Genomic DNA, 23,145 nt, shown 5'->3' with positions numbered 1-23,145 from the left:
GGCCCGATCACCTAGGATCGACCCGCCGCTCCGTGCCCTTCACGGGGTGGTTTCCACACGCGGCACGCGACGGGAGCTGTCCACCAACCATGTCCGGAGCCAACGACCCGTACGACCCCAAGCAGGTCGCGGCGCTCTCACCGGAGGCGCTCGACACGGCGGTGGAGCAAGCGCGGGAGGCCTTCGCCAAGGCGGCCGACCTCGACGAGCTCGCCGCCGTGAAGCCGAGCCACCTGGGTGACCGCTCGCCCGTCCTGCTGGCCAGGCGGGAGATCGGCGCGCTGCCGCCCGCCGCCAAGGCCGAGGCGGGCAAGCGGGTGAACGAGGCGCAGAACGCGGTGAAGAACGCGTTCGAGGAGCGCCGCGCCGTGCTCCAGGCCGAGCGCGACGAGCGGGTCCTGCGCGAGGAGTCGGTCGACGTCACGCTGCCCTGGGACCGGGTCCCGCGCGGCGCCCGCCACCCCATCAGCACCCTCGCCGAGCGCATCGCCGACGTGTTCGTCGCGATGGGCTACGAGGTCGCCGAGGGCCCCGAGCTGGAGACCGAGTGGTTCAACTTCGACGCGTTGAACTTCGGCAAGGACCACCCGGCCCGCACCATGCAGGACACCTTCTACGTGGCACCCGAGGGCTCCGGCCTGGTGCTGCGCACGCACACCAGCCCGGTGCAGGCCCGCACGCTGCTGGAACGCGAACTGCCGGTGTACGTGGTGTGCCCCGGGCGCACCTTCCGCACCGATGAGCTCGACGCCACCCACACGCCGGTGTTCCACCAGGTCGAGGGCTTGGCCGTGGACAAGGGCCTGACCATGGCGCACTTGAAGGGCACGCTCGACGCGTTCGCCCGCGCGATGTTCGGCGAGGACTCCAAGACCCGCCTGCGGCCCAGCTTCTTCCCCTTCACCGAGCCGTCCGCCGAGGTGGACGTGTGGTTCCCGGAGAAGAAGGGCGGCGCCGGCTGGGTCGAGTGGGGCGGCTGCGGCATGGTCAACCCGAACGTGCTGCGCAACTGCGGCGTCGATCCGGACGTGTACTCCGGGTTCGCGTTCGGCATGGGCCTGGAGCGCACGCTGCAGTTCCGCAACGGCCTGCCCGACATGCGCGACATGGTCGAAGGCGATGTCCGCTTCACCCAGCCATTCGGAACGGAGGCATGACCGGTGCGTATCCCGGTTACCTGGCTGGTCGAGAACCTCGAATTCCCCGAGACCCCGACGCCCGAGCGGCTCGCCGAGGCGTTCGTGCGGATCGGCCTGGAGGTGGAGGACGTCCACCAGCTCGGTCCCGTCACCGGTCCGCTCGTCGCGGGCCGGGTGATGGAGATCAAGGAGCTCACCGAGTTCAAGAAGCCCATCCGCTACTGCCAGGTCGAGGTCGGTCCCGACCAGGTCAACGGCATCGTGTGCGGCGCGTCGAACTTCGTCGAGGGCGACACGGTCGTCGTGGCGCTGCCCGGCGCGGTGCTGCCCGGTGACTTCGCCATCACCCCGCGCAAGACCTACGGCCACGTCAGCGAGGGCATGATCTGCTCGGCCCGCGAGCTGGGCCTGGGCGACGACCACTCGGGCATCCTGGTGCTGCCCAGCGGCACCGCGCAGCCCGGTGACGACGCCGTCGAGCTGCTGGGCCTCAACGACACGGTCATCGAGGTCGCGCCCACGCCGGACCGCGGCTACGCGTTCTCCGTGCGCGGCCTGGCCCGCGAGATCGCCTGCGCGTTCGACGTGCCGTTCGGCGACCCCGGCCTGGCCGAGGTGCCCGAGGCCGAGGGCGAGGTGCTGCCGGTCCGGATCGAGGACGCGTCGGCGTGCTCGCGGTTCGTGGCCCGGCGGGTCACCGGCGTGGACCCGACCGCGCCCACCCCGTGGTGGATGCGGCGGCGGCTGATGCTGGCCGGCATCCGGTCCATCTCGCTGCCGGTCGACGTCACCAACTACGTGATGCTGGAGCTGGGCCAGCCGCTGCACGCGTTCGACGGCGCGACCGTCCAGGGCGGCCTGGTCGTGCGGCGCGCGGCGGCGGGGGAGAAGCTCACCACGCTGGACGAGCAGGTCAGGGCGCTGGACCCGGACGACATCGTGATCGCCGACGACAGCGGCGTGGTGTCGCTGGCGGGCGTCATGGGCGGCGCGTCCACCGAGGTCCGCGACACCAGCACGGACATCCTGCTGGAGGCGGCGAACTGGGACCCGGCGTCCATCGCGCGCACTGTAAGGCGGCACAAGCTGCCTTCAGAGGCGGCCAAGCGGTTCGAGCGGACCGTGGACCCCGCGCTGGCTCCGGTGGCGTTGGAGCGCGCGGCGCGCCTGTTGCACATGTTCGCCGAGGGCAGCATCAAGCCGGGTCGCACGGACGTGGGCTCCCCGGTGCTGCCCGGTCCGGTGACCATGCCGATCGACCTGCCCGACCGGGTGGCAGGCGTGCGCTACGCGCGCGGCGTCACGGCGCGGCGGCTGGGCCAGATCGGCTGCCAGGTCGAGGTCTCGACCGGTGACGACGGCGCGACGCTGGTCACCGCGGTGCCGCCGACGTGGCGCTCGGACCTCACCCAGCCCGCCGACCTGGTGGAGGAGGTGCTGCGGCTGGAGGGGTACGACACGATCCCGTCCACGCTGCCGCCCGCCCCGGCCGGTCGCGGTCTGACCGAGCAGCAGCGGCGGCGCCGGACGGTCGCCCGGGCGCTGGCCGAGAACGGGTTCGTCGAGGTCAAGCCGTTCCCGTTCATCGCGCCCTCGGTGTTCGACGCGTTCGGGCTGGCCGAGGACGACGTGCGGCGGCGCACGGTCAGCGCGCTGAACCCGCTGGAGGCGGACAAGCACGCGCTGGCGACCACGCTGGTGCCGGGCCTGTTGGAGACGCTCCAGCGCAACCTGGCGCGTGGCGCGCGTGACGTGGCCCTTTACACGGTCGCGCAGGTCACGCTGCCGCGTACGCAGCCGGTGCCGGTGCCCGAGGTGGGCGTGGGCGCGCGGCCGTCCGACGAGCAGGTCGCGTCGCTGGTGGCGTCCCTGCCGCAGCAGCCGGTGCACGTCGCCGCGGTGCTGACCGGGCTGCGTGAGCACGCGGGCTGGTGGGGCAAGGGTCGTCCGGCGGACTGGGCGGACGCGGTGCAGGCCGCACGGCTGGTCGGTGAGGCCTATGGCGTCGAGCTGACCGTCAAGGCGTCCTCGTTGGCGCCGTGGCACCCGGGTCGGTGCGCTGAACTGCGCGTCGGCGACTGGCCGGTGGGTCACGCGGGCGAGCTGCACCCGAAGGTCCTGGAAGCGCTGGGCCTGCCCAAGCGGACCGTGGCGTTCGAGCTGGACCTGGACGCGCTGCCGGTGGAGGACCGCCGTCCCGCCCCGATCGTGTCGCCGTACCCGCCGGTGTTGCTGGACGTGGCCGTGGTGGTGGACGCCGCCGTGCCGGCCGCCGAGGTGGCCCTGGCGCTGACCGCCGGCGGTGGCGGGTTGCTGGAAGACCTGCGCCTGTTCGACGTCTACACGGGCGACCAGGTCGGCGAGGGCAAGCGGTCGCTGGCGTACGCGCTGCGGTTCCGCGCGCCGGACCGGACGCTGACCGTCGAGGAGGCCACGGTGGCCCGTGACGCGGCGGTGGCGGAAGCGTCGTCCCGCTTCGGGGCGGTCCTGAGAGGCTGACGCAGAGTTCCTGGACCCGCAGCAGTGCGGGTCCAGGATTGCGCCGTCCGGGTGAAACCGGCGGTCGCCGAGGTAGAGGGAACGCGCTGTTCAGGCCACCCTGCGTGACGTGTCAAGGGGTCTTTGGACCTGTATTTCCGGGCCTGCTTGGTTCTTGCGCCAAGGTTGAACGTTCTCCAAGATTGGCTTCGCGGCCCGCTGGGCCGAGGGGCGAAGCGATGAACCGCCGGGCGAGTCTGGTCGCCGGTCCGACGGGGAGCTAGCGGCGAACCCACCGCCTGATGCAGCAATCTAGTGAGGTTGCCTCATGCGCAGCTTGGGACCACGGATGGAAGTCGCCGTCGCCATGACCATCCTGGGTGTCGGTGCCGCCGTGGTGGCCGCCATGCACCTGACCTGGCCCGAGCCCGAACTGCCCGCCATGGCCTACGCGGTGAGCAACGGCGAGCCGGGCGTCTCCGACCTCAAGCCGTTCGAGATCAACGACGTGTCCGGCGCGCCGGTCGAGCTGACGCCCGGAGGGGTCGGTTCGCGGCTGGTGCGGCTGTCGAACCCGAACAGCGTCGACATCGTCGTGATGACGTTGCAGGCCGTGCCGGGGCAGCCGTTGGACGAGGCGCACAACCGGGTGGTCGACTGCCCGTCCGGCGTGCTGAGCGTGCGACCGATGGCCGAGCCGGTGGCCATCCCGCCCGCCGGGGTGGTCGAGGTGGAGATGGTCGTGCAGATCTCCCCGGACGTGCCGGACGCCTGCAAGGACTCGGTGTTCCCGCTGACCTACTCGGGCCGCGCCACCCGCGGCTAGGCCTCGAACTCGGGCCGGGCCTCCCGCCGCTAGGCCTCGAACTCGGGCCGGGCCCCTGCGGCTAAGCCTCGATCAACCTGCGCACCGCTTCGGCGACGTACTCGTAGCGTGCTTCAGCCTCGGGCAGCTCGCCCGGGAACTCCGGGTTGGCCTCCGTCCAGGTCGCGGCCAGGTGCAGCACCAGCCCGAGCAGCACCGCGGGCGGGAAGCGCTTCGGCAGCACCCCCTCCGCCTGCGCTGTCGCGATGAGTTCGACCTTCCGACCGGTCGCCTCGACCGCCAGGGCGCTGACCTCGGACTCGCCGGGCTCCAGCCGGTGCCACACGGCCAGCCGCATGACCTCGGGGTGCACGTCGTACATGCGGGCGAGCTTCGCGGCGTACCCGGGCAGGTCGTGCACGTCGATCGGGGTCGATTCGACCAGCCGTCGCACGATCGAGCCGTAGACGGCGTCGAAGAGCTGCGCCTTGCCGCCGAAGTAGTGGTAGATCTGCGCCTTGTTCGAGCTGGCCTGGGCGGCGATCCGGTCCACCCGCGCGCCGGCGATGCCGTGCTCGGCGAACTCGGCGAGGGCCGCGTCGAGCAGGCGTTGGCGGGTGGCGTCCGCGTCTCTGATCACGCCGGCGAGACTATCTTCTAACCGGTTAGTTGACAAATCCGGACAGGGCCGGCAAGCTCCTAACCAACCAGTTGGAAAGGAAGGTTCGTCATGATCCGCAAAGACCCGTTGATCGCCTGGCGTCCCGCGCTGTCGGCCGCCGCCTTCCGGGCGGCGTTCCCGGTCCTGCACCGGCTCCGGTACGCGTCGCCCGAGTTGCAGTTCGCCCCGAGGAAGGTGGCCAGACCGGCGAAGATCCGCATCCCCACGCGCCACGGCGAGGTCCGTGCCCTGGTGTACGCGCCACCCGATCCGGTGGACCGCCCGCCGGTGCACCTGGTGGCCCACGACGGGGCGTTCATCGCGCGGGTGCCCGAGCAGGAGGACAACGTCGCGCGGTTCCTGGCCTCGGAGGTCGGGGCGTACGTGGTGGTGCCCGACTACTCGACCGCACCCGCCGTCCGGTTCCCGGTGGCGGAGGACGAGCTGTTCGACGTGTACCGGTGGCTGCGGTCGGCCACGTACGGGTGGGACGGCGCCCGCGTCTCGGTCGGCGGCGCCGGCGCCGGCGGCAAGCTCGCGGTCAACGTCGCGCTGCGGGCGGCGGAGGCCCGGCTACCGGTGCCGGTGGCGCTGACCGTCGAGTGCGGGACGGTCGATCTCGGCCGCCCGGACTCCAGCCGCACCTCGATCCTGGAGAAACCCGTGGTGCGTCGGTCACTGATGTCCCTGGTCCGCCGCACGTACTTCGCGGGCGTGGACCCCGAGCACCCGCACGCCTCGCCGATCCGCCACCCGAGGCTCGCGGACCTGCCACCGACGCTCGTGCTGACCGCCCAGCACGACACACTGCGAGAGGAGATGAGCGACTTCGCGAAGATCCTGGAGTCCGAGGCCGTGCCCGTGACCTACCGCGAGTTCGAGGGCGTCGACCACGGCTTCACCCACGCGCGTCCGGTCGAGGTGGCCCGCGAGGCGATCAGCCTGATAGCCGACCACCTGCGCCACGCCTACACCCCGGCCACCAACCCGACGCCCACCGTGCGCCGCAACTCCCTGGGGGTGCTCGACTGACCGCCGCCCAGTCCAGCGCACGCAGCCCGGCCGTCCCCGGTCCGCGGTAGGCACCGGCCGCCTCCCGCGACCACCCAGCTCCCGGCCGTCACGCTGCGCCCGCCACCCCGTCACAAGCGCTCCCCTCACACGCGCTTCCCCTTGAGAGGTGCTTCCCCGTCACAGGTGCTTCAGCGCTTCACGTCGCGAGAGAGGAGACAGTTCCGGGTGCGCCTCGACGAACGCGCGCACCCAGCCGGGATCGACGCGGGCGTGTTGCCGCAGCGCCCAGCCGATGCCCTTGCGCAGGAAGAAGTCCGGGTCCGCGATGTTCGCCTCGATCGCGTCCCGGAGCAGGTCGAGGTCCGTCTCGCCCTTCGACCCCAGTTGGCAGATGATCGACACCCGCCGCCGCCAGCGGTCCGGGTCGGTCATCCAGGTGCGCACCACCGGTTCGACGTCGTCGGGGTGCGCGCGCAGCAGCGGGCCGATGCGGCGGGACGCGATCTCGTCCACGAAGTCCCACCACGCGCCGGTCACGACCAGCTCGTCGTACACCGGCAGCAGGGTCGGGTCCTGCCACTTCGGGTAGCGGCCCACGAGGTCCAGCGCCAGGTACCGCTCCTCGCGGTAGGTGGCACCGCGCCACAGCTCCAGCACCGCGTCCAACCACTCGTCACGGGAGGTGAATGGGAACTCGCCGAACAGCGACCGCGCCAGTCGGGCGCGCTCGGGCTTCGGCACACCGAGGAACGGCATCTCGGACTTCATGTAGCGCTGCATCTCCGGGGCCTTCGCCGGGTCGGCGGCCGACCTCAGTCCTTCGTGGATCGCCGTGACGAGTCCGTTCACGACACCACCGTAGAGCGGCTCGGTGTGACACGCTTCGGTCATGAGCGAGTACGACTATGACCTGCTTGTCATCGGATCGGGTCCCGGCGGGCAGAAGGCGGCCATCGCGGGCGCGAAGCTCGGCAAGCGGGTCGCGATCGTGGACAAGGCGGACATGGTCGGCGGCGTGTGCGCCAACACCGGCACGATCCCGTCGAAGACCATGCGGGAAGCGGTGATGTACCTGACCGGCATGAGTCAGCGCGAGCTGTACGGCGCGGACTACCGGGTGAAGAAGGACATCACGATCTCCGACCTCCTCGCCCGCACCCAGCACGTCATCGGGCGCGAGGTCCAGGTCGTGCGGGCGCAGCTGCACCGCAACCAGGTCGATCTGCTCTCCGGCACGGCGCGGTTCGTCGACCCGCACACGGTGGCGGTGCAGGGCGCGCACCGGGCCGAGCACCACACGGTCACGGCGGACAAGATCGTGATCGCCACCGGCACGCGCCCGGCCCGGCCGGCGCAGGTCGACTTCGACGAGGAGCGCGTCCTCGACTCGGACGAGGTGCTCGCGTTGGAGGAGATCCCGTCGTCGCTGGTCGTGGTCGGGGCGGGGGTGATCGGCATCGAGTACGCGTCGATGTTCGCCGCCCTGGGCAGCCGGGTGACGGTGGTCGAGCAGCGCGAGCGCATGCTGGACTTCTGCGACCCGGAGATCGTGGAGTCGCTGAAGTTCCACCTGCGGGACCTGGCGGTCACGTTCCGGTTCGGGGAGAAGGTGGTCAACGTCGCCGTGTCCGACCAGGGCACCGTGACCACCCTCGCGAGCGGCAAGCGCATCCCGGCGGCGGCCGTCATGTACTCGGCGGGCCGCCAGGGCGCGACCGAGGAGTTGAACCTGGCCGCGGCGGGCCTGGAGGCCGACCACCGGGGTCGGCTGACGGTGGACGAGCACTACCGCACGTCGGTGGAGCACGTCTACGCGGTGGGCGACGTGATCGGCTTCCCGGCGCTGGCCGCGACGTCGATGGACCAGGGCAGGCTGGCGGCGTACCACGCGTTCGGCGAGCCGGTGAAGGAGCTGTCGGGGTTGCAGCCGATCGGGATCTACACGATCCCGGAGATCTCGTACTGCGGCGCGACCGAGGCGGAGCTGACGGCGTCGGCGACCCCGTACGAGGTGGGCCTGGCCCGCTACCGCGAACTGGCGCGCGGCCAGATCGTCGGCGACGCCTACGGCATGCTCAAACTGCTCGTGTCCACTGTGGACCGCAAGCTGCTGGGAGTGCACCTGTTCGGCACGGGCGCGACCGACCTCGTCCACATCGGACAGGCTGTCATGGCGTGCGGCGGCACGGTGGACTACCTGGTGGACACCGTCTTCAACTACCCGACCCTGTCCGAGGCCTACAAGGTGGCGGCCCTGGACGTGACGAACAAGATCCGAGCCCTGGACCGCTTCGGCTCCTGACCCCGACGACGGGCCAGGCCGGTCCGGCAGGCGCGAGCGGCCGGGGCGAGCAGGGGCGAGCGGGGCAAGCGAGGGCGAGCGGGGGCGGGCGGCCCGAGCGAGGGCGGCCGGGCCAGAGGGCGGCTGGGCCAGCGGGGCGGCCGGGGCCGCCGGGGCGAGTGGGGCCGCCGGGGGCCAGTCGGGGGCCGAGCGGGGGCGGCCGGGGCCGGGCTGGTGGCGCGCCGGCGTGGCGAGCCGCGCGACCTCAGTTCAGCCGCGCCACCCCGCGTGCGGCGCAGCCCCACCACACCCCGTCCCCGCGCCGCAGCGCCGCTGCGCCTCCGGCTGGAGTGGTCAGGTGGGGAGGTGGTCCAGGAACTGGGCGATCAAGGGGGCGATCTCTGGGGCGTGTTCTTCCAGGGCGAAGTGGCCGGTGTCGAAGAGGTGCAGGTCGGCGTTGGGCACGTCTCGCAGGTAGGCCTTCGCGCCCGCCTCGGTGAAGATGCCGTCGCCTCGGCCCCACACGATCAAGGTGGGTGGCTGGTGCGTGCGCAGCCACTCCTGCCAGCGCGGGTACTCGGCCACGTTCGTGTGGTAGTCGAGGGCCAGGTCCACCTGGATCTCGGTGCGGCCCGGTTGGTCCAGGAAGTGTTGGTCCAGGGTCCAAGCGTCCGGGTTCACCAACGTCGTGTCCGTGGTGCCGTCCTCGTACTGGGACCTGGTGAAGGCCAGGGTCATCAGGGAGCGGGCCACGTCGCGGTCCTGGTTGGCCACGAACGCCTGGGCCGCCTCGGACAAGCCCTCCGCGTAGGCGTTGGCGTTCTGCACGACCAGGCCGGTGATCCACTCCGGGTGCCTGGTCGCCAGGCGGAAACCCACCGGGCCGCCGAAGTCGAACGCGTACAGGGCGAACCCGGTCAGGCCGACCGCCCGCACGAAGCCCTCGACCACGTCCGCCAAGCGCTCGAACGTGTGGTGGTCCAAGTCGCCGCTGTGCCCGAAGCCCGGGTAGTCCGGGGCGACCAGGTGGTAGCGGGTCCCGAGTGCGTCCATCAGGCGGCGGAACTGGTGGGACGCGCTCGGGAAGCCGTGCAGCAGCAGGAGTGTGGGCGCGTCCGCCGGGCCCGTCTCCCGGTAGAACACCCGGACGCCATCGATCTCGACGTGCCGGTGGAAGATCTTGGGGAGCAGCATGGCGCCCACGGTATCTAACGGTTGGAGGCGGTTGCAAGCATTAGGTTGGTGACCAGGTGGAGGCGGGTGTCGTCCACGTCGCGCAGCGGGGGCACCAGGAGGGTGGGCATGCCGACGTTCACGGCTGCGCCGTCGTGGGTGGCGCGGTCGCCGACCATGAGGGTTTCGTCCGGGGTTGTGCCCAGCTCGCCCAAGGCGATGTGGAAGATGGCCGGGTCCGGCTTCACGACGCCGTGCTCGAACGACAGCACGAACGAGTCGACCGGCAGGCCGTCGAACGCGGGGCGGATGTCGAAGTGGATGTCGCTCAGGATTCCGATCCGGATCCCGTTGTCGTGCAACGACTTCAGGGTAGCCGCGGCGTCCGCGGCGAACGGGTTGAAAGCTGCGTCGGACTCCACTTCGTACAGTGCGTCGGCCAGGTCGGCGTCCAGGCCGGCGTCGGTGAACGCCCCGTAGTACGTCTCGCGGTGTCGGGTGGCGTCGGCGTCGACCCCGGGTGCGTCCAGGCGGTCCACGTCGATCGACGCGACGATGTCGGCTGCCGCGGAGGTGTCGCGGCCCAGTCGGCGCAACGCCTCGGTGACCCAGCCCCGGAAGGTGGGCGTGAGCACGAGGGTGCCCCGCCAGTCGAAGATCACTGCCCTCATGGGGGCAACCTAGCGGCCGGGCGGGCGGCGGCGACCCGGATTCGGCTCGACCGCCCGGCGAACCCGGATTCGGCTCGACTACCCGGCGAACCCGGATTCGGCTCGACTACCCGGCGAACCCGGATTCGGCTCGACCGCCCGGCGAGGCGAATTCGGCTCGACCGCTCGGCGCGAGCGCTGCCAGGGTGGCGGGCATGGTCGATCGTCTGTTCGCCGATTCCGAGCTGGCCGCGCTCTACGACGACCTGTGCGCCGGACGTCGGGATTTCGCGTTCTACCTGCCGTTGGTGATGGGCGCGTCGTCCGTGCTCGACATCGGGTGCGGCACGGGGGAGTTGCTCGGTCTGGCGCGGGAGGCCGGGCATCGGGGGCGGTTGTGCGGGCTGGATCCCGCGGCGGCGATGGTGGCGTTGGCTCGGCGGCGGGAGGACGTCGAGTGGATCTTGGGCGACCTCTCGACGGTGGCCTGGGACGGGGCGTTCGAGCTGGCCGTCATGACCGGGCACGCGTTCCAGGTGTTGCTGACCGACGACGACGTGCTCGGGGCGTTGCGGGCCGTGCGGCGAGCGCTCAAGGCCGGTGGGCGGTTCGTGTTCGAGACGCGGAACCCCCTGGTACGGGGGTGGGAGAGGTGGGAGGCGGAGCGGGAGACCGAGGTGGTGGACGGCTCCGGGGCCGTCGTGGGCGTGTCGTACAAGGTGCACGCCGTGGAAGGTGAGCTGGTGACCTTCTCCGCCACGTACCGGAGCGCAGCATGGGCGCAAGACGCGGTGAGTTGGAGCACGCTGCGGTTCCTTGAACGCGAACCACTGGTCAGGCTGGTGGAACGGGTCGGGCTCAAGGTCGTGGAGCAGTACGGCGACTGGGACGGCTCCCCGGTGGGCGACGGCAGTCCGGAGATCATCCTCGTCACCACGCCGTGACGAAGGTCGCGACCACCCATCGGGAAAGGCTATTTGAGTGACTTTGCACGAGCGTGCATACTTATCCGCATGACGGTACGGATCGCGGTCGCGGGTGCCAGTGGCTACGCCGGGGGCGAGCTGTTGCGCCTCCTGCTCGGCCACCCGGACGTGGAGATCGGCGCGCTCACCGCCGGCGGTAACGCGGGTACCCCGCTCCTGGCCCACCAACCGCACCTGCTGCCGCTCGCCGACCGCGTCCTGGGCGAGACCACCGCCGAGAACCTCGCCGGCCACGACGTCGTCTTCCTCGCCCTGCCCCACGGCCACTCCGCCGAGATCGCCGCGCGACTGGGCGAGGACACCCTGGTGATCGACTGCGGCGCGGACCACCGGCTCACCGACGAAGCCGCCTGGACCCGCTGGTACGGCGGCGCGCACGCCGGCTCCTGGCCCTACGGCCTGCCCGAACTGCCCGGTCAGCGCGACGTCCTCAAGACCGCGCGCCGGGTCGCCGTCCCGGGCTGCTACCCGACCGTGTCGTCCCTGGCGCTCGCGCCCGCCATCCACCTGGTCGAGCCCGAGGTCACCGTGGTGGCCGTGTCCGGCACGTCCGGCGCGGGCAAGTCGCTCAAGCCGAACCTCCTCGGCTCGGAGGTGATGGGGTCGCTGTCCGCGTACGGCGTCGGCGGCACGCACCGGCACACCCCGGAGATCACCCAGAACCTGTCCAAGGTCGCCGGCCGGGACGTCGGGGTCTCCTTCACGCCGGTCCTCGCGCCGCTCCCGCGCGGCATCCTCGCCACCTGCTCGGCCACCCTGACCGGCGACGACGACGTGCGCGCGGTCTACGAGAAGGCCTACGCGGACGAGCCGTTCGTGCACCTGCTGCCGGAAGGCCTCTGGCCGACCACGGGCGCGGTGCTCGGTTCGAACGCCGTGCAGCTCCAGGTCACCGTCGATCCCGACCTCAACCGCCTGGTCGTGGTCGCCGCCGTCGACAACCTGGCGAAGGGCACCGCGGGCGCCGCGGTGCAGTGCATGAACCTGGCACTCGGCCTGCCGGAGACCACCGGCCTGTCCACCGTGGGAGTGGCACCGTGAACAACCCCGTCCGTGACAAGGGCGTCACCGGCCCCAAGGGCTTCAAGGCCGCGGGAGTCGCCGCGGGCATCAAGGAGTCCGGCGCGCTGGACCTCGCGCTGGTGGTCAACGAGGGACCGGGCCAGGCCGCCGCGGGCGTGTTCACCACCAACCAGGTCAAGGCCGCGCCCGTGCTGTGGTCCCAGCAGGTGCTCAAGGAGCGCAAGCTCAACGCCGTCGTGCTCAACTCCGGCGGCGCGAACGCGTGCACCGGCCCCGAGGGCTTCCAGGACACCCACGCCACCGCCGAGAAGGTCGCCGAGGTGCTCGGCGTCGGCGCGATCGAGGTGGCCGTCTGCTCCACGGGCCTGATCGGCGAACGCCTGCCGATGGACAACCTCAAGGCGGGCATCGAGGTCGCCGCCAAGGAGCTGGACTCGACCACCGAGGCCGGCCTGCACGCCGCCACCGCCGTGATGACCACCGACACCCGCCCCAAGCAGTCCTTCGCGGCCCACCCGGACGGCTGGTCGGTCGGCGGCTTCGTCAAGGGCGCCGGGATGCTCGCCCCGAACATGGCCACCATGCTCAGCGTCATCACCACCGACGCGGTCATCGACGGCGACGCGCTCGACGCGGCCCTGCGCGCCACCACGGCCAAGACCTACGACCGGCTCGACGTCGACGGCGGCACGTCCACCAACGACACCGTCCTGGTCCTGGCCTCCGGCGCGTCCGGCGTCACGCCCAGCCCCGAGGACTTCGCCGAACTGCTCACGGTCGTCGCGGGCGACCTGGTCAAGCAGCTCCAGGGCGACGCCGAGGGCGTGACCAAGGAAATCTCCATCACCGTCAACGGCGCGGTGGACGAGGCCGAGGCCGTCGTGGTCGCCAAGACCGTCGCCGAGGACAACCTGGTCAAGACCGCCCTGTTCGGCTCCGACCCGAACTGGGGTCGCATCGCGATGGCCGTCGGCCGCTCCCAGGCCACCGTGGACCAGCACAAACTCGGCATCACGATCAACGGTGTGACGCTGTTCGCCGACGGCCACAAGGCCGCCGACCGCAGCGAGGCCGACCTGTCCGGCCGGGACATCGGGATCGTCGTGGACCTGAACCTGGGCGACGGCACCGCCACCGTCCTGACCACGGACCTCTCGCACGCCTACGTCGAAGAGAACAGCGCCTACAGCTCATGAACCCGCGCGAGAAGGCCGAGGTCCTGATCGAGGCGCTGCCCTGGTTGCAGCGCTTCCGGGGCGCGACGGTCGTGGTCAAGTACGGCGGCAACGCCATGGTGGACGACGAGCTCAAGCGAGCGTTCGCGCAGGACATGGTGTTCCTCAAGCTCGCCGGCCTGCACCCGGTCGTGGTGCACGGCGGCGGCCCGCAGATCGCGGCCATGCTCAAGCGGCTGGGCATCGAGAGCGAGTTCCGCGGCGGCCTGCGCGTGACCACGCCCGAGGCGATGGACGTCGTGCGCATGGTCCTGGTCGGCCAGGTGCAGCGCGAGCTGGTCGGCCTGATCAACGAGCACGGCCCGTACGCGGTGGGCCTGTCCGGCGAGGACGCCCACCTGCTCACCGCCGCCCGCCGGCCCGCGATCATCGACGGCGAACCGGTGGACATCGGCCTGGTCGGCGACATCGTGGAGGTCAACCCCGACGCGGTGCTGGACATCGTGCGCGCCGGCCGCATCCCGGTCGTCTCCACGGTCGCCCCGGACGTCGACGGCGTGGTGCACAACGTCAACGCCGACACCGCCGCCGGTGCGGTGGCCGTGGCGCTCAAGGCCGAGAAGCTGGTGGTCCTGACCGACGTCGAGGGCCTGTACGCGGACTGGCCGGACAAGAGCTCCTTGCTGCACCAGATCCGCTCGTCGGAGCTGGAGAAGCTGCTCCCGGACCTGGACAGCGGCATGGTGCCGAAGATGGAAGCCTGCCTGCGCGCGGTGCGCGGCGGCGTGCCCGAGGCGCACGTCATCGACGGGCGGCTGGCGCACTCCGTGCTGCTCGAAGTGTTCACCTCCGAAGGTGTGGGAACGATGGTGTTGGGGGACGAGAGTGACTGACCAGCAGCGGTGGCAAGCCACCATGATGAACAACTACGGCACCCCCGGTCTCACCCTCGAACGAGGCGAGGGCGCCTACGTCTGGGACGCCGACGGCAACCGCTACCTGGACCTGCTCACCGGCATCGCGGTCAACGCCCTGGGCCACGCCCACCCGGCCATCATCGCCGCGGTCACCGAGCAGATCGGCAAGCTCGGCCACACGTCCAACCTCTACATCAACCAGCCCGCGCTCAAGCTCGCCGAGCGCCTGCTCGACCTGACCGGTCAGGACGGCGACGGCCGCGTGCTGTTCGCCAACTCCGGCGCGGAGGCCAACGAGGCCGCGTTCAAGCTGTCCCGGCGCACCGGCCGCACGAAGGTCGTCGCCACCGAGGGCGGGTTCCACGGCCGCACCATGGGCGCGCTCGCCCTGACCGGTCAGCCCGCCAAGCGCGGCCCGTTCGAACCGCTGGTGCCGGGTGTCGTGCACGTCCCGTTCGGCGACGTGGCCGCCCTCGAAGCCGCGATCGACGACGAGACCGCCGCGTTCTTCGTGGAGCCGATCCAGGGTGAGCAGGGCGTCGTCGTGCCGCCGGAGGGCTACCTCCAGGCCGCCCGCGCCATCACCGCCCGGCACGGCGCGCTGCTCGTGCTCGACGAGGTGCAGACCGGCGTCGGCCGCGTCGGCTCGTGGTTCGCCTTCCAGCGCTTCGGCATCGTCCCGGACGTGATGACGCTGGCCAAGGGCCTGGGCGGCGGTCTGCCGCTGGGCGCGTGCATCGCGTTCGGCCCGGCCAAGGACCTGTTCCAGCCCGGTCACCACGGCACCACGTTCGGCGGCAACCCGGTGTGCTGCGCGGCGGCCCTGGCCGTGCTGGACACCATCGCCGCCGAAGGCCTGTTGGAGCACTCCGCCGCCGTCGGCAAGGAGATCGCCGCCGGCGTGGAGGCGTTGGGCCACCCGCTCATCTCCGGTGTGCGGGGAGCCGGCCTGCTGCTCGGGATCACGCTGCGCGAGGCGGTCTCGGCGAAGATCGCGGCTGCCGCGCAGCAGGCCGGCTATCTGATCAACCCCATCCAGCCCGACGTGATCCGCCTCGCGCCGCCGTTGGTGCTCGACGAGGCCGACGCCCACCGCCTGGTGGCCGACCTCCCGTCCTTCCTGCCGTCGCCCAGCGAGGAGTCCTGATGGTCCGGCACTTCCTGCGTGACGACGACCTGAGCCCCGCCGAGCAGACCGCGGTCCTCGACCTCGCCGACACCTACAAGGCCGACCGGCTGGGCGCGAAGCCGCTGGCCGGGCCCAAATCGGTGGCGGTGATCTTCGAGAAGAACTCGACCCGCACCCGCCTGTCCTTCGAGGTCGGCATCGCCCAGCTCGGCGGCAACCCGGTCATCATCGACGGCCGCTCCATGCAGCTGGGCCGCGAGGAGACCATCGAGGACACCTCCCGCATCCTGTCCGGCTACGTGGACGCGGTGGTGTGGCGGACGTTCGCGCAGAAGCGCATCGAGGCCATGGCGTCGGTGTCGCGCATCCCGGTGATCAACGCGCTGACCGACGAATTCCACCCGTGCCAGGTGCTCGCCGACCTGCAGACCATCCGGCGCGTGCACGGCAGGCTCGCCGGCCTCACCGTCACCTACCTCGGCGACGGCGCCAACAACATGTCCAACTCGATCATGCTGGGCGGCGCGACCGCGGGCATGCACGTCCGCATCGCCGCGCCGGCCGGGTTCCAGCCCGAGCAGTGGGCCCTGGACGACGCCCGCAAGCGCGCCGCCGAGACCGGCGGGTCGGTCGAGGTGGTCATCGACCCGCGCAAGGCCGTCGAGGGCGCGGACGTGCTGGTCACCGACACCTGGACGTCCATGGGCCAGGAGAACGACGGCCGCGACCGCGTCGGCCCGTTCCGCCCGTACCAGGTCAACTCGGCGCTGGTCGCGTCCACCGGCGTGAAGACGACCGTGCTGCACTGCCTGCCCGCGCACCGCGGCTGGGAGATCACCGACGAGGTGCTCGACGGCCCGGACAGCGCGATCTGGGACGAGGCGGAGAACCGCCTGCACGCCCAGAAGGCCCTGCTGGTCTGGCTGCTGGAGAACAGCCGATGACCCGAACGGCGCGGCAGGCCCGCATCGTCGAGTTGGTCAGCCAGCGGGCCATCCGCAGCCAGTCCGAGCTGGCCAAGACCCTCGCCATGGAAGGCATCGAGGTCACCCAGGCGACGCTGTCACGCGACCTGGACGAGTTGGGCGCGGTCAAGCTGCGCGGCCCGGACGGCGGCGCGCCCGTCTACGTCATCCCCGAGGACGGCAGCCCCGTGCGCGGCGTCCAGGGCGGCACGTCCCGGCTGGTCCGGGTGCTGGGCGAGTTGCTGGTCTCGGCCGACTCGTCGGGCAACCTGGCCGTCCTGCGCACCCCGCCGGGCGCGGCGCAGTTCCTGGCCAGCGCCCTGGACCGGGCCGCGCTGACCGAGATCGTGGGCACCATCGCCGGCGACGACACCATCATCGTGGTCGCCCGCGAGCCCATGACCGGCGCGGACCTCGCGGCCCGCGTGCTGGCCCTGGCCGCCGGCGAGGACCAGGGCAGTGGCTGAACGGGTCGTCGTGGTCGGCCGGGAGACGTTCGAGACCTTCGCCGTCGCCCTGGCCGCCGCCGAGGTGGTCGTGGTCGCGGTGGACGAGCTGCTCGCGGACGCCGCGGACGAGTTCGCCGACTCCTTCTGCGTGCCCGCGCTGCTGGCCAACGCCGCCGAAGCGCCCGGCTCCGCGCTGGCCGACCCGCTGGTGGCCAAGCACGTCGTCGCGGCGGCGCGCGAGCACGGCGCGACCACCGTCGCGCACAGCGGCGGCGAACGCCTCGACACCTGCCTGCGCGCGCTGGCCCCCGACCTGCGCGTGATCGTGCTGGACCACGCCCCCGCGACCGCGCGGACGGTGTGGTCGGGCAGCGCGGTGCCGCACGAGGACGACCCCCAGGAGCTCGTGGTCACCTTCGACCGGGGTGTGCCGGTCGCGCTGGACGGCGAGACGGTGACCGCGATGCAGGCGCTGCGCGAGGTCAACCTGCGCTCCGGCGGGCACGGCGCGGCCACGTTGATCACCGCGCACCGCGAGCTGGAGGAGATCACCCTGGAGCGCGACCTGGTGCGCTTCAAACGGCGGGTGGAGCGGCGCTGGGGTGAACTGGTGCACGACGGGCTGTGGTACTCGCCCCTCAAGGACGCGCTGGACACCTTCATCGAGCACACCCAGGGGGACGTGTCCGGCGAGATCCGGCTCGTGCTGCACGGCGGCCGAGCCACGACCAAGGCATACGCGCAGCCGTGACGGCTGGGAAACGGTGAAGAGGTAGACGTGAGTTCTTTGTGGGGTGGGCGGTTCGCCAGCGGGCCGGCGGACGCGATGGCGCTGCTGTCGGCGTCGACGCACTTCGACTGGCGGCTCGCCCCCTACGACATCAAGGGCTCCCGCGCGCACGCCCGCGTGCTGCACCGCGCGGACCTGCTGACCGAGGACGAGCGCGACCGGATGATCGCGGCGCTGGACACCCTGGAGGCCGACGTCGCCTCCGGCGCGTTCACCCCGACGCTGGCCGACGAGGACGTGCACACCGCCCTGGAACGCGGCCTCATCGAACGCGCCGGCCCCGAGCTGGGCGGCAAGCTGCGCGCCGGCCGGTCCCGCAACGACCAGGTGGCGACGCTGTTCCGGATGTGGCTGCGCGACGCCGCGCACCGCGTGTCCGAGGGCGTGCTGGACGTCGTGGACGCCCTGGCGGGCCAGGCCGAAGCGCACCCGACCGCGGTCATGCCCGGCCGCACGCACCTCCAGTCCGCCCAGCCCGTGCTGCTCGCGCACCACCTCCTCGCCCACGGCCAGGCCCTGCTGCGCGACATCGACCGGCTGCGCGACTGGGACAAGCGGGCCGCCGTGTCCCCGTACGGCTCGGGCGCGCTCGCGGGGTCGTCGCTGGGCCTGGACCCGGCCGCGGTCGCGGCGGACCTCGGGTTCGACGCCCCGGCGGAGAACTCGATCGACGGCACCGCGTCGCGCGACTTCGCCGCCGAGATCGCGTTCGTGCTGGCCATGATCGGCGTGAACCTGTCCCGGATCGCCGAAGAGGTCATCATCTGGACCACGGCCGAGTTCCACTTCGCCGTGCTGGACGACGCGTGGGCCACCGGCAGCTCGATCATGCCGCAGAAGAAGAACCCCGACGTCGCCGAGCTGACCCGCGGCAAGTCCGGGAGGCTGATCGGCAACCTGACCGGCCTGCTCGCGACCCTCAAGGCCCAGCCGCTGGCCTACAACCGCGACCTGCAGGAGGACAAGGAGCCGCTGTTCGACTCCGTCGAGCAGCTGGAACTCCTGCTGCCCGCGCTGGCCGGGATGATCGCCACCATGCGCTTCGACACCGCCCGCATGGCCGAGGTCGCGCCCGCCGGGTTCACCCTGGCCACGGACATCGCCGAGTGGCTGGTGCGGCAGGGCGTCCCGTTCCGCGTGGCGCACGAGGCGGCGGGGGAGTGCGTCCGCGTCGCCGAGGCGCGCGGCGTGGGCCTGGAGGACCTGACCGACGACGAGTTCGCGGGGATCTCGCCACACCTCACGCCCGAGGTGCGTAGCGTGTTGACCGTGGAAGGTTCGATCGCGTCACGCGACGCGCACGGCGGCACCGCGCCCGACCGGGTCGCCGAACAGCTCAAGCGGTTGCGGGACAAGGCACGCCTTGCTCGACACGCCTAGACAGCTCACCGAGCGGGAGCTGGCCGTCGATCCCGTCGACGCGTCCCGGCTCCTGCTCGGCGCGACCATCGAGAGCACCACGCCCGAGGGCGTCGTCGGCGTGCGCATCGTGGAGGTGGAGGCGTACCGGGGCGGCGACGACCCGGCGTCCCACTGCTACCGGGGCAAGACGCCGCGCAACGAGGTGATGTTCGGCCCGGCGGGGCGGCTGTACGTGTACTTCGTGTACGGCATGCACTTCTGCGCCAACGTGGTGTCGCTGACCGACGGCGTTCCCGGCGCGGTGCTGCTCAGGGCGGGCGAGGTCGTCTACGGCGAGGACCTGGCCCAGATGCGCCGCCCGTCGGCACGCAGCCACGCCGAACTCGCGAAGGGGCCCGCCAGACTGACCGGCGTCCTCGGCCTGGACCGCGCGCACAACGGCGTCGACCTGACGTCCGCCGACGCGTCCGTGCGGCTCTTCGCGGGCGAACCGGCGACCGAGATCCGAACCGGGCCGCGCGTCGGCGTGGCGGTGGCGGTGGACGTGCCGTGGCGCTTCTGGATCGACTCACCCGCGGTGAGCACGTACCGCCGAGGCACCCGCCGCACCCGCGTGAGCTGAACTCAGGGGTTGCCGGCGTCGTGCCGCACGCGCGACTCCGCCACCTACCCCCGGTGCTCCTCCGCCCACCGCCTTAACGCGCTGACCTGCTCCGACAGCGTCACCCCCACCGGCGTCAACGCGTAGTCCACCCGCGGCGGCGAGGTCGGCGTGACCGTGCGCGACACCAGCCCGTCGCGCTCCAGCGACCGCAGGGTCAGCGTCAGCATCCGCTGCGAGATCCCGTCGATCGCGCGCTGCAGTTCGGAGTACCGCCGCGACCCGCCGGTACACCCGTGATGACCAGACCCGGCACCCGCCCGACCACCACGGGCCGCGAGGCCCCCGCCGCCACCGACGTCCTGCGCGCCTCGCGGCGGTCATGGCCGACCCGAACCCCGCCACCCTGGCGGCGCTCGCGGACGACGTCGTCGCCGGCCGCCTGCGGGTCCCGCTCGCCGGCGTCCACGACCCGGCCGACACGACCCGCGCGGTCGAGGAGTTCACCCGCGGCGCGGTCGGCAAGCTCGCCGTCACGATCTGAGCCGGGTCAGACGGCCCCGAACACGTGCGTGCCCGGCGCGTCGGGGTCGTCGCCCGCCCAGAACTCCACCCAGTGCCGCGCGAACTCGTTCTTCGACAGCCACCCGTCGCCGTCCAGGTCCAACCGCGCGAACGCCTCGTCCGTCGGCGTCTGGGCACCGGTCCACGCCCGGATCATCCACGAGTACTCCTCGGCGGAGATCCGGCCGTCACCGTCCTCGTCCACCGCCTCGAACATGGACTCCGCCGTCGCCACCACCAGGTCCAGCATGGTGCCGAGGTTGTCCACGACGCCCAGCAGCTCGTCGAAGGTCACCTTGTCGTCGCGGTCCTGGTCCGACGCCGACAGCAGCGTGTCCCACCACCCCATCATCAGCTCGCGCAACCGCGGCTCGCCGCTGTCGCCGCGGATCGCCACCCACCGGTCGGTGAGCGCCTCGAAGTCCGCCCGCTCCAGGAGACCGTCGTCGTTGGCGTCCATCGCCGTGAAGACGATGGAGCTCTTCCGCTTCTGCAAGTCGCTGGCCACCCAGCAAACCTGGCGGGCCGCCGGCCGCACGACAATTGACCAGCGGGGCGATTTTTCCTCACCCGGGTGAGGCCGCCGGTGACCGAACGTAGTGCTAGCGGACGGTCCGCCGGTACCAGGCGCGGCGCTCGCCGGCCGGCAGCGCGACCCGCGTGATCAGGTTCGTCAGCAGCGCGCCGATCACCAGCCACAGGATCGCCGCCAGGCCGTCGTTCAACAGCGTCCGCAGACCGTCGTTGGCCGGGGTGAACAGGTTGCGCAGCCCCAGCGACACCCCGGCCGACCAGGACTCGATCACCTGCGCGAACCCGTTGGCCGGGTTGGCGCCCGCGATCACCAGGAAGATGTGCACCGCCAGCACGATGGCGAACACCCAGCAGATCACGTCGATCACCGCGCACACCGCGCGCACCGTCCGCACCCGGCTGTCGCCGCGCTCGACGACCTCCTCGTGGTGCACGGGCGGACCCACCGGGCGCAGCGCCTCGGTGGGACGGTCGACGGGACGAGGGTCGCGATCGGGGTAGGTCATCGGCCGAGTCCTCTCGACTAGGTGTGTCCCCCCGGCTCCTCGCGCCCCGACATACCCCACCGGGCACCTGCCCAAACCGCTTTGCCCTGGTAGGGGAGAATGGCTACCCGTGAGTGAGCACATCCTCGACGAGCTGTCCTGGCGCGGCCTGATCGCGCAGTCCACCGACCTCGATGCCCTGCGCGAGGACCTCGACTCGGGCCCGCTCACCCTCTATGGCGGCTTCGACCCGACCGCGCCCAGCCTGCACGCCGGCAACCTCGTCCCGCTGCTCATGCTGCGCCGCTTCCAGCGCGCCGGGCACCGGCCGATCGTCCTCGCCGGCGGCGCGACCGGCATGATCGGCGACCCGCGCGACACCGCCGAGCGGTCCCTGAACACGCTCGACACCGTCGCCGACTGGGCCCAGCGCATCCGGGGCCAGCTGGAGCGGTTCGTGGAGTTCGACGACTCGCCGACCGGCGCGATCGTGGTGAACAACCTCGACTGGACCGGCGGGCTGTCGGTGCTGGACTTCCTGCGCGACGTCGGCAAGCACTTCTCGATCAACGTCATGCTCGCGCGCGAGACGGTGAAGCGCCGCCTGGACGGCGACGGCATGTCCTACACCGAGTTCAGCTACCTGCTCCTGCAGTCGCACGACTACCTCCAGCTCAACCGGAAGTACGGCACGCGGCTCCAGATCGGCGGCTCCGACCAGTGGGGCAACATCATCGGCGGCGTGGACCTGGTCCGGAAGGTGGACGGCAAGTCCGTCCACGCCCTGACCGCGCCGCTGGTGACCGACGCCGAGGGCCGCAAGTTCGGCAAGTCCACCGGCGGCGGGAACGTGTGGCTCGACCCGGCGATGACCTCGCCGTACGCCTGGTACCAGTACTTCGTGAACGTCGGTGACGCCGACGTGCTGCGGTACCTGCGCATGTTCACCTTCCTGTCCCGGGAGGAGATCGCCGAGCTGGAGGAGCAGACCGCGTCCGCGCCGCACCTGCGGGCCGCGCAGAAGCGGTTGGCCCAGGAGTTCACCGACCTCGTGCACGGCGAGCACCAGACCAAGCAGGTGATCGCGGCGAGCCAGGCCCTGTTCGGGCGCGGCGAGCTGCGCGAGCTGGACCTCTCGACGCTGGAGGCCGCGATGGCGGAGGCGCCGACCGGCGAGGTGCGCCTGGCCGACCGCCCGACGATCGTCGACCTCCTGGTCAGCTCCGGCCTGACCGACAGCAAGGGCGCGGCGCGGCGCACCGTGAAGGAGGGCGGCGCGTACGTGAACAACGCGAAGGTGACCGACGAGGAGTGGGTCCCGACCACCGCTGACCTGCTGCACGGCATGTGGCTGGTGGTGCGCCGGGGCAAGCGGAACACGGCCGGCGTGCGCGTTCTGGTGTGATCGCGGTCACACTGTTGCGCGCAGAGCCGGTCGGATAGCGTGGTGGCGAGTGCTGCACGGGCTGCTGACCTGCGGTTTCAGTCCGTGTGGCCACGCTGCGCCCCCGATTTGACCTCCGCTTCGGGTGCGTGTAACTTTCTCTCTGCCAGCGCGGAACGGGCCGGGAAAACCGGAACGGAGTGCGGCGGGGGTCACGAACCAAGCTCCCACCTAGTGTGGTAGAGTGGGTGACCGCGAAACGGGAAGACCCAGCCCGGACTCATCGAGTCGCTGTGGCCATGGGCGTTCGGTTTCAAACACAAGCTTACTGAATGCACAAGCCTTCGGAGCGAGCCGCTTTCCAGCGGGGAGCGATGTCGAGCGCGTGTTCTTTGAGAACTCAACAGCGTGCCGAATAGCCAGTAAATTTATGAACCTCGTCAAGAGGTTTCCTTTGAGATTGACTGGACAACTGGCAATGAACACGGACCATATTCCGGTCTGTGTGTCAGTGTTGTTCGAGCGATCAAACACAATCCTTATTGGAGAGTTTGATCCTGGCTCAGGACGAACGCTGGCG

At 71.4% G+C, this 23,145-nt stretch carries 24 protein-coding genes and 1 pseudogene; 18 read left to right on the top strand and 7 right to left on the bottom strand.

The genetic code is table 11. The annotated features are described in order from the left end of the window. The first annotated feature begins 89 nt into the window (after positions 1–89). The 3 genes from pheS (at position 90) to AB0A74_RS18680 (ending at position 4,443) form a co-directional block, all read left to right on the top strand. Entirely contained in the window at positions 90–1,157 is a 1,068-nt protein-coding gene (pheS, locus tag AB0A74_RS18690) for a phenylalanine--tRNA ligase subunit alpha (protein WP_358250952.1), read from the top strand. A gap of 3 nt (positions 1,158–1,160) precedes the next feature. Continuing rightward, a complete protein-coding gene (gene pheT / locus AB0A74_RS18685) occupies positions 1,161–3,638 on the top strand; it encodes a phenylalanine--tRNA ligase subunit beta (protein ID WP_358250950.1) in 2,478 nt (825 codons plus the stop codon). A 328-nt stretch (positions 3,639–3,966) separates the two neighbouring features. Beyond that, complete coding sequence (locus AB0A74_RS18680) at positions 3,967–4,443, top strand: hypothetical protein (protein WP_358250948.1); 477 nt, start codon at positions 3,967–3,969, stop codon at positions 4,441–4,443. A 61-nt stretch (positions 4,444–4,504) separates the two neighbouring features. Here the strand turns inward: AB0A74_RS18680 and AB0A74_RS18675 are convergent, their stop codons facing one another. Next, complete coding sequence (locus AB0A74_RS18675; RefSeq protein WP_358250946.1) at positions 4,505–5,062, bottom strand: TetR family transcriptional regulator; 558 nt, start codon at positions 5,060–5,062, stop codon at positions 4,505–4,507. 90 nt (positions 5,063–5,152) lie between these two features. Between AB0A74_RS18675 and AB0A74_RS18670 the strand changes: the two genes are divergently transcribed. Beyond that, positions 5,153–6,115 carry an alpha/beta hydrolase fold domain-containing protein gene (locus AB0A74_RS18670; RefSeq protein ID WP_358250944.1) on the top strand — a complete coding sequence of 321 codons (963 nt, stop codon included), beginning with the start codon at positions 5,153–5,155 and terminating at the stop codon, positions 6,113–6,115. A 159-nt stretch (positions 6,116–6,274) separates the two neighbouring features. Here the strand turns inward: AB0A74_RS18670 and AB0A74_RS18665 are convergent, their stop codons facing one another. After that, positions 6,275–6,946 carry a DNA alkylation repair protein gene (locus tag AB0A74_RS18665; protein ID WP_343934247.1) on the bottom strand — a complete coding sequence of 224 codons (672 nt, stop codon included), beginning with the start codon at positions 6,944–6,946 and terminating at the stop codon, positions 6,275–6,277. Positions 6,947–6,986: 40 nt separating this feature from the next. Here AB0A74_RS18665 and sthA point away from each other — a divergent pair, with 40 nt between their 5' ends. Further along, positions 6,987–8,399 carry a Si-specific NAD(P)(+) transhydrogenase gene (gene sthA, locus AB0A74_RS18660; RefSeq protein ID WP_358250942.1) on the top strand — a complete coding sequence of 471 codons (1,413 nt, stop codon included), beginning with the start codon at positions 6,987–6,989 and terminating at the stop codon, positions 8,397–8,399. 333 nt (positions 8,400–8,732) lie between these two features. Here the strand turns inward: sthA and AB0A74_RS18655 are convergent, their stop codons facing one another. Both AB0A74_RS18655 and AB0A74_RS18650 read right to left on the bottom strand, forming a co-directional pair. Beyond that, positions 8,733–9,572 carry an alpha/beta hydrolase gene (locus AB0A74_RS18655; RefSeq protein ID WP_358250940.1) on the bottom strand — a complete coding sequence of 280 codons (840 nt, stop codon included), beginning with the start codon at positions 9,570–9,572 and terminating at the stop codon, positions 8,733–8,735. Between the two features lie 14 nt (positions 9,573–9,586). After that, on the bottom strand, positions 9,587–10,222 hold the full coding sequence (locus AB0A74_RS18650) for an HAD-IA family hydrolase (RefSeq protein ID WP_358250938.1): 636 nt from the start codon (positions 10,220–10,222) through the stop codon (positions 9,587–9,589). A 194-nt stretch (positions 10,223–10,416) separates the two neighbouring features. Here AB0A74_RS18650 and AB0A74_RS18645 point away from each other — a divergent pair, with 194 nt between their 5' ends. The 10 genes from AB0A74_RS18645 (at position 10,417) to AB0A74_RS18600 (ending at position 19,619) form a co-directional block, all read left to right on the top strand. Continuing rightward, positions 10,417–11,145 carry a class I SAM-dependent methyltransferase gene (locus AB0A74_RS18645; RefSeq protein ID WP_358250936.1) on the top strand — a complete coding sequence of 243 codons (729 nt, stop codon included), beginning with the start codon at positions 10,417–10,419 and terminating at the stop codon, positions 11,143–11,145. Between the two features lie 69 nt (positions 11,146–11,214). After that, entirely contained in the window at positions 11,215–12,228 is a 1,014-nt protein-coding gene (gene argC, locus AB0A74_RS18640; RefSeq protein WP_358250934.1) for an N-acetyl-gamma-glutamyl-phosphate reductase, read from the top strand. Then, positions 12,225–13,406, top strand: coding sequence for a bifunctional glutamate N-acetyltransferase/amino-acid acetyltransferase ArgJ (argJ, locus tag AB0A74_RS18635; protein WP_358250932.1), 1,182 nt, complete (start codon positions 12,225–12,227; stop codon positions 13,404–13,406). Before argC ends, argJ begins: the two co-directional genes overlap by 4 nt. Then, positions 13,403–14,278 (top strand): acetylglutamate kinase, encoded by an 876-nt coding sequence (gene argB, locus AB0A74_RS18630; RefSeq protein WP_358250930.1) that lies wholly within the window; start codon positions 13,403–13,405, stop codon positions 14,276–14,278. Before argJ ends, argB begins: the two co-directional genes overlap by 4 nt. A gap of 22 nt (positions 14,279–14,300) precedes the next feature. Then, a complete protein-coding gene (locus AB0A74_RS18625; protein ID WP_358251055.1) occupies positions 14,301–15,449 on the top strand; it encodes an acetylornithine transaminase in 1,149 nt (382 codons plus the stop codon). Further along, positions 15,449–16,375 carry an ornithine carbamoyltransferase gene (argF, locus tag AB0A74_RS18620; RefSeq protein WP_343934239.1) on the top strand — a complete coding sequence of 309 codons (927 nt, stop codon included), beginning with the start codon at positions 15,449–15,451 and terminating at the stop codon, positions 16,373–16,375. The genes AB0A74_RS18625 and argF overlap by 1 nt, the downstream gene beginning before the upstream one ends. After that, complete coding sequence (locus AB0A74_RS18615) at positions 16,372–16,863, top strand: arginine repressor (RefSeq protein WP_358250928.1); 492 nt, start codon at positions 16,372–16,374, stop codon at positions 16,861–16,863. Before argF ends, AB0A74_RS18615 begins: the two co-directional genes overlap by 4 nt. Beyond that, complete coding sequence (locus AB0A74_RS18610; RefSeq protein WP_358250926.1) at positions 16,856–17,596, top strand: argininosuccinate synthase domain-containing protein; 741 nt, start codon at positions 16,856–16,858, stop codon at positions 17,594–17,596. Before AB0A74_RS18615 ends, AB0A74_RS18610 begins: the two co-directional genes overlap by 8 nt. Before the next feature lie 27 nt (positions 17,597–17,623). After that, entirely contained in the window at positions 17,624–19,015 is a 1,392-nt protein-coding gene (gene argH, locus AB0A74_RS18605; RefSeq protein ID WP_358250925.1) for an argininosuccinate lyase, read from the top strand. Further along, complete coding sequence (locus AB0A74_RS18600; RefSeq protein ID WP_358250923.1) at positions 18,999–19,619, top strand: DNA-3-methyladenine glycosylase; 621 nt, start codon at positions 18,999–19,001, stop codon at positions 19,617–19,619. Before argH ends, AB0A74_RS18600 begins: the two co-directional genes overlap by 17 nt. Positions 19,620–19,663: 44 nt before the next feature. On the opposite strand, the pseudogene AB0A74_RS18595 reads toward AB0A74_RS18600, so the two are convergent. Beyond that, positions 19,664–19,873: pseudogene (locus AB0A74_RS18595) on the bottom strand (helix-turn-helix domain-containing protein); the annotation flags it as partial. A 107-nt stretch (positions 19,874–19,980) separates the two neighbouring features. Between AB0A74_RS18595 and AB0A74_RS18590 the strand changes: the two are divergent. Continuing rightward, a complete protein-coding gene (locus AB0A74_RS18590) occupies positions 19,981–20,142 on the top strand; it encodes a hypothetical protein (protein ID WP_358250922.1) in 162 nt (53 codons plus the stop codon). A 6-nt stretch (positions 20,143–20,148) separates the two neighbouring features. On the opposite strand, the gene AB0A74_RS18585 is transcribed toward AB0A74_RS18590, so the two are convergent. Together AB0A74_RS18585 and AB0A74_RS18580 are read right to left on the bottom strand one after the other, a co-directional pair. Continuing rightward, positions 20,149–20,670, bottom strand: coding sequence for an EF-hand domain-containing protein (locus AB0A74_RS18585; RefSeq protein WP_358250920.1), 522 nt, complete (start codon positions 20,668–20,670; stop codon positions 20,149–20,151). Positions 20,671–20,764: 94 nt separating this feature from the next. After that, the gene (locus AB0A74_RS18580) at positions 20,765–21,202 is read right to left on the bottom strand and encodes a hypothetical protein (RefSeq protein ID WP_358250918.1); all 438 of its coding nucleotides are present in this window, start codon (positions 21,200–21,202) and stop codon (positions 20,765–20,767) included. Positions 21,203–21,311: 109 nt separating this feature from the next. Between AB0A74_RS18580 and tyrS the strand changes: the two genes are divergently transcribed. Both tyrS and AB0A74_RS18570 read left to right on the top strand, forming a co-directional pair. Next, entirely contained in the window at positions 21,312–22,586 is a 1,275-nt protein-coding gene (gene tyrS / locus AB0A74_RS18575) for a tyrosine--tRNA ligase (protein ID WP_358250916.1), read from the top strand. A gap of 223 nt (positions 22,587–22,809) precedes the next feature. Then, positions 22,810–23,145: hypothetical protein (locus tag AB0A74_RS18570; protein ID WP_358250914.1), on the top strand; the 336-nt coding region annotated here is incomplete at its 3' end.

The sequence above is a fragment of the Saccharothrix sp. NPDC042600 genome (genome assembly GCF_040647305.1).
Lineage (GTDB): Bacteria > Actinomycetota > Actinomycetes > Mycobacteriales > Pseudonocardiaceae > Actinosynnema > Actinosynnema mutabilis.
This window is presented reverse-complemented; position numbering and strand designations above follow the sequence as displayed.

What these genes read in the sequence shown, in the direction of transcription:
- AB0A74_RS18590 (WP_358250922.1), top strand. Translation starts at nt 19,981, where the DNA reads ATGGCCGACCCGAACCCCGCCACCCTGGCGGCGCTCGCGGACGACGTC.
- sthA (WP_358250942.1), top strand. Translation starts at nt 6,987, where the DNA reads ATGAGCGAGTACGACTATGACCTGCTTGTCATCGGATCGGGTCCCGGC.
- AB0A74_RS18670 (WP_358250944.1), top strand. Translation starts at nt 5,153, where the DNA reads ATGATCCGCAAAGACCCGTTGATCGCCTGGCGTCCCGCGCTGTCGGCC.
- pheS (WP_358250952.1), top strand. Translation starts at nt 90, where the DNA reads ATGTCCGGAGCCAACGACCCGTACGACCCCAAGCAGGTCGCGGCGCTC.
- AB0A74_RS18655 (WP_358250940.1), bottom strand. Translation starts at nt 9,572, where the DNA reads ATGCTGCTCCCCAAGATCTTCCACCGGCACGTCGAGATCGATGGCGTC.
- argF (WP_343934239.1), top strand. Translation starts at nt 15,449, where the DNA reads ATGGTCCGGCACTTCCTGCGTGACGACGACCTGAGCCCCGCCGAGCAG.
- AB0A74_RS18680 (WP_358250948.1), top strand. Translation starts at nt 3,967, where the DNA reads ATGGAAGTCGCCGTCGCCATGACCATCCTGGGTGTCGGTGCCGCCGTG.
- AB0A74_RS18625 (WP_358251055.1), top strand. Translation starts at nt 14,301, where the DNA reads ATGATGAACAACTACGGCACCCCCGGTCTCACCCTCGAACGAGGCGAG.
- AB0A74_RS18645 (WP_358250936.1), top strand. Translation starts at nt 10,417, where the DNA reads ATGGTCGATCGTCTGTTCGCCGATTCCGAGCTGGCCGCGCTCTACGAC.
- argC (WP_358250934.1), top strand. Translation starts at nt 11,215, where the DNA reads ATGACGGTACGGATCGCGGTCGCGGGTGCCAGTGGCTACGCCGGGGGC.
- AB0A74_RS18650 (WP_358250938.1), bottom strand. Translation starts at nt 10,222, where the DNA reads ATGAGGGCAGTGATCTTCGACTGGCGGGGCACCCTCGTGCTCACGCCC.
- argB (WP_358250930.1), top strand. Translation starts at nt 13,403, where the DNA reads ATGAACCCGCGCGAGAAGGCCGAGGTCCTGATCGAGGCGCTGCCCTGG.
- AB0A74_RS18580 (WP_358250918.1), bottom strand. Translation starts at nt 21,202, where the DNA reads ATGACCTACCCCGATCGCGACCCTCGTCCCGTCGACCGTCCCACCGAG.
- AB0A74_RS18615 (WP_358250928.1), top strand. Translation starts at nt 16,372, where the DNA reads ATGACCCGAACGGCGCGGCAGGCCCGCATCGTCGAGTTGGTCAGCCAG.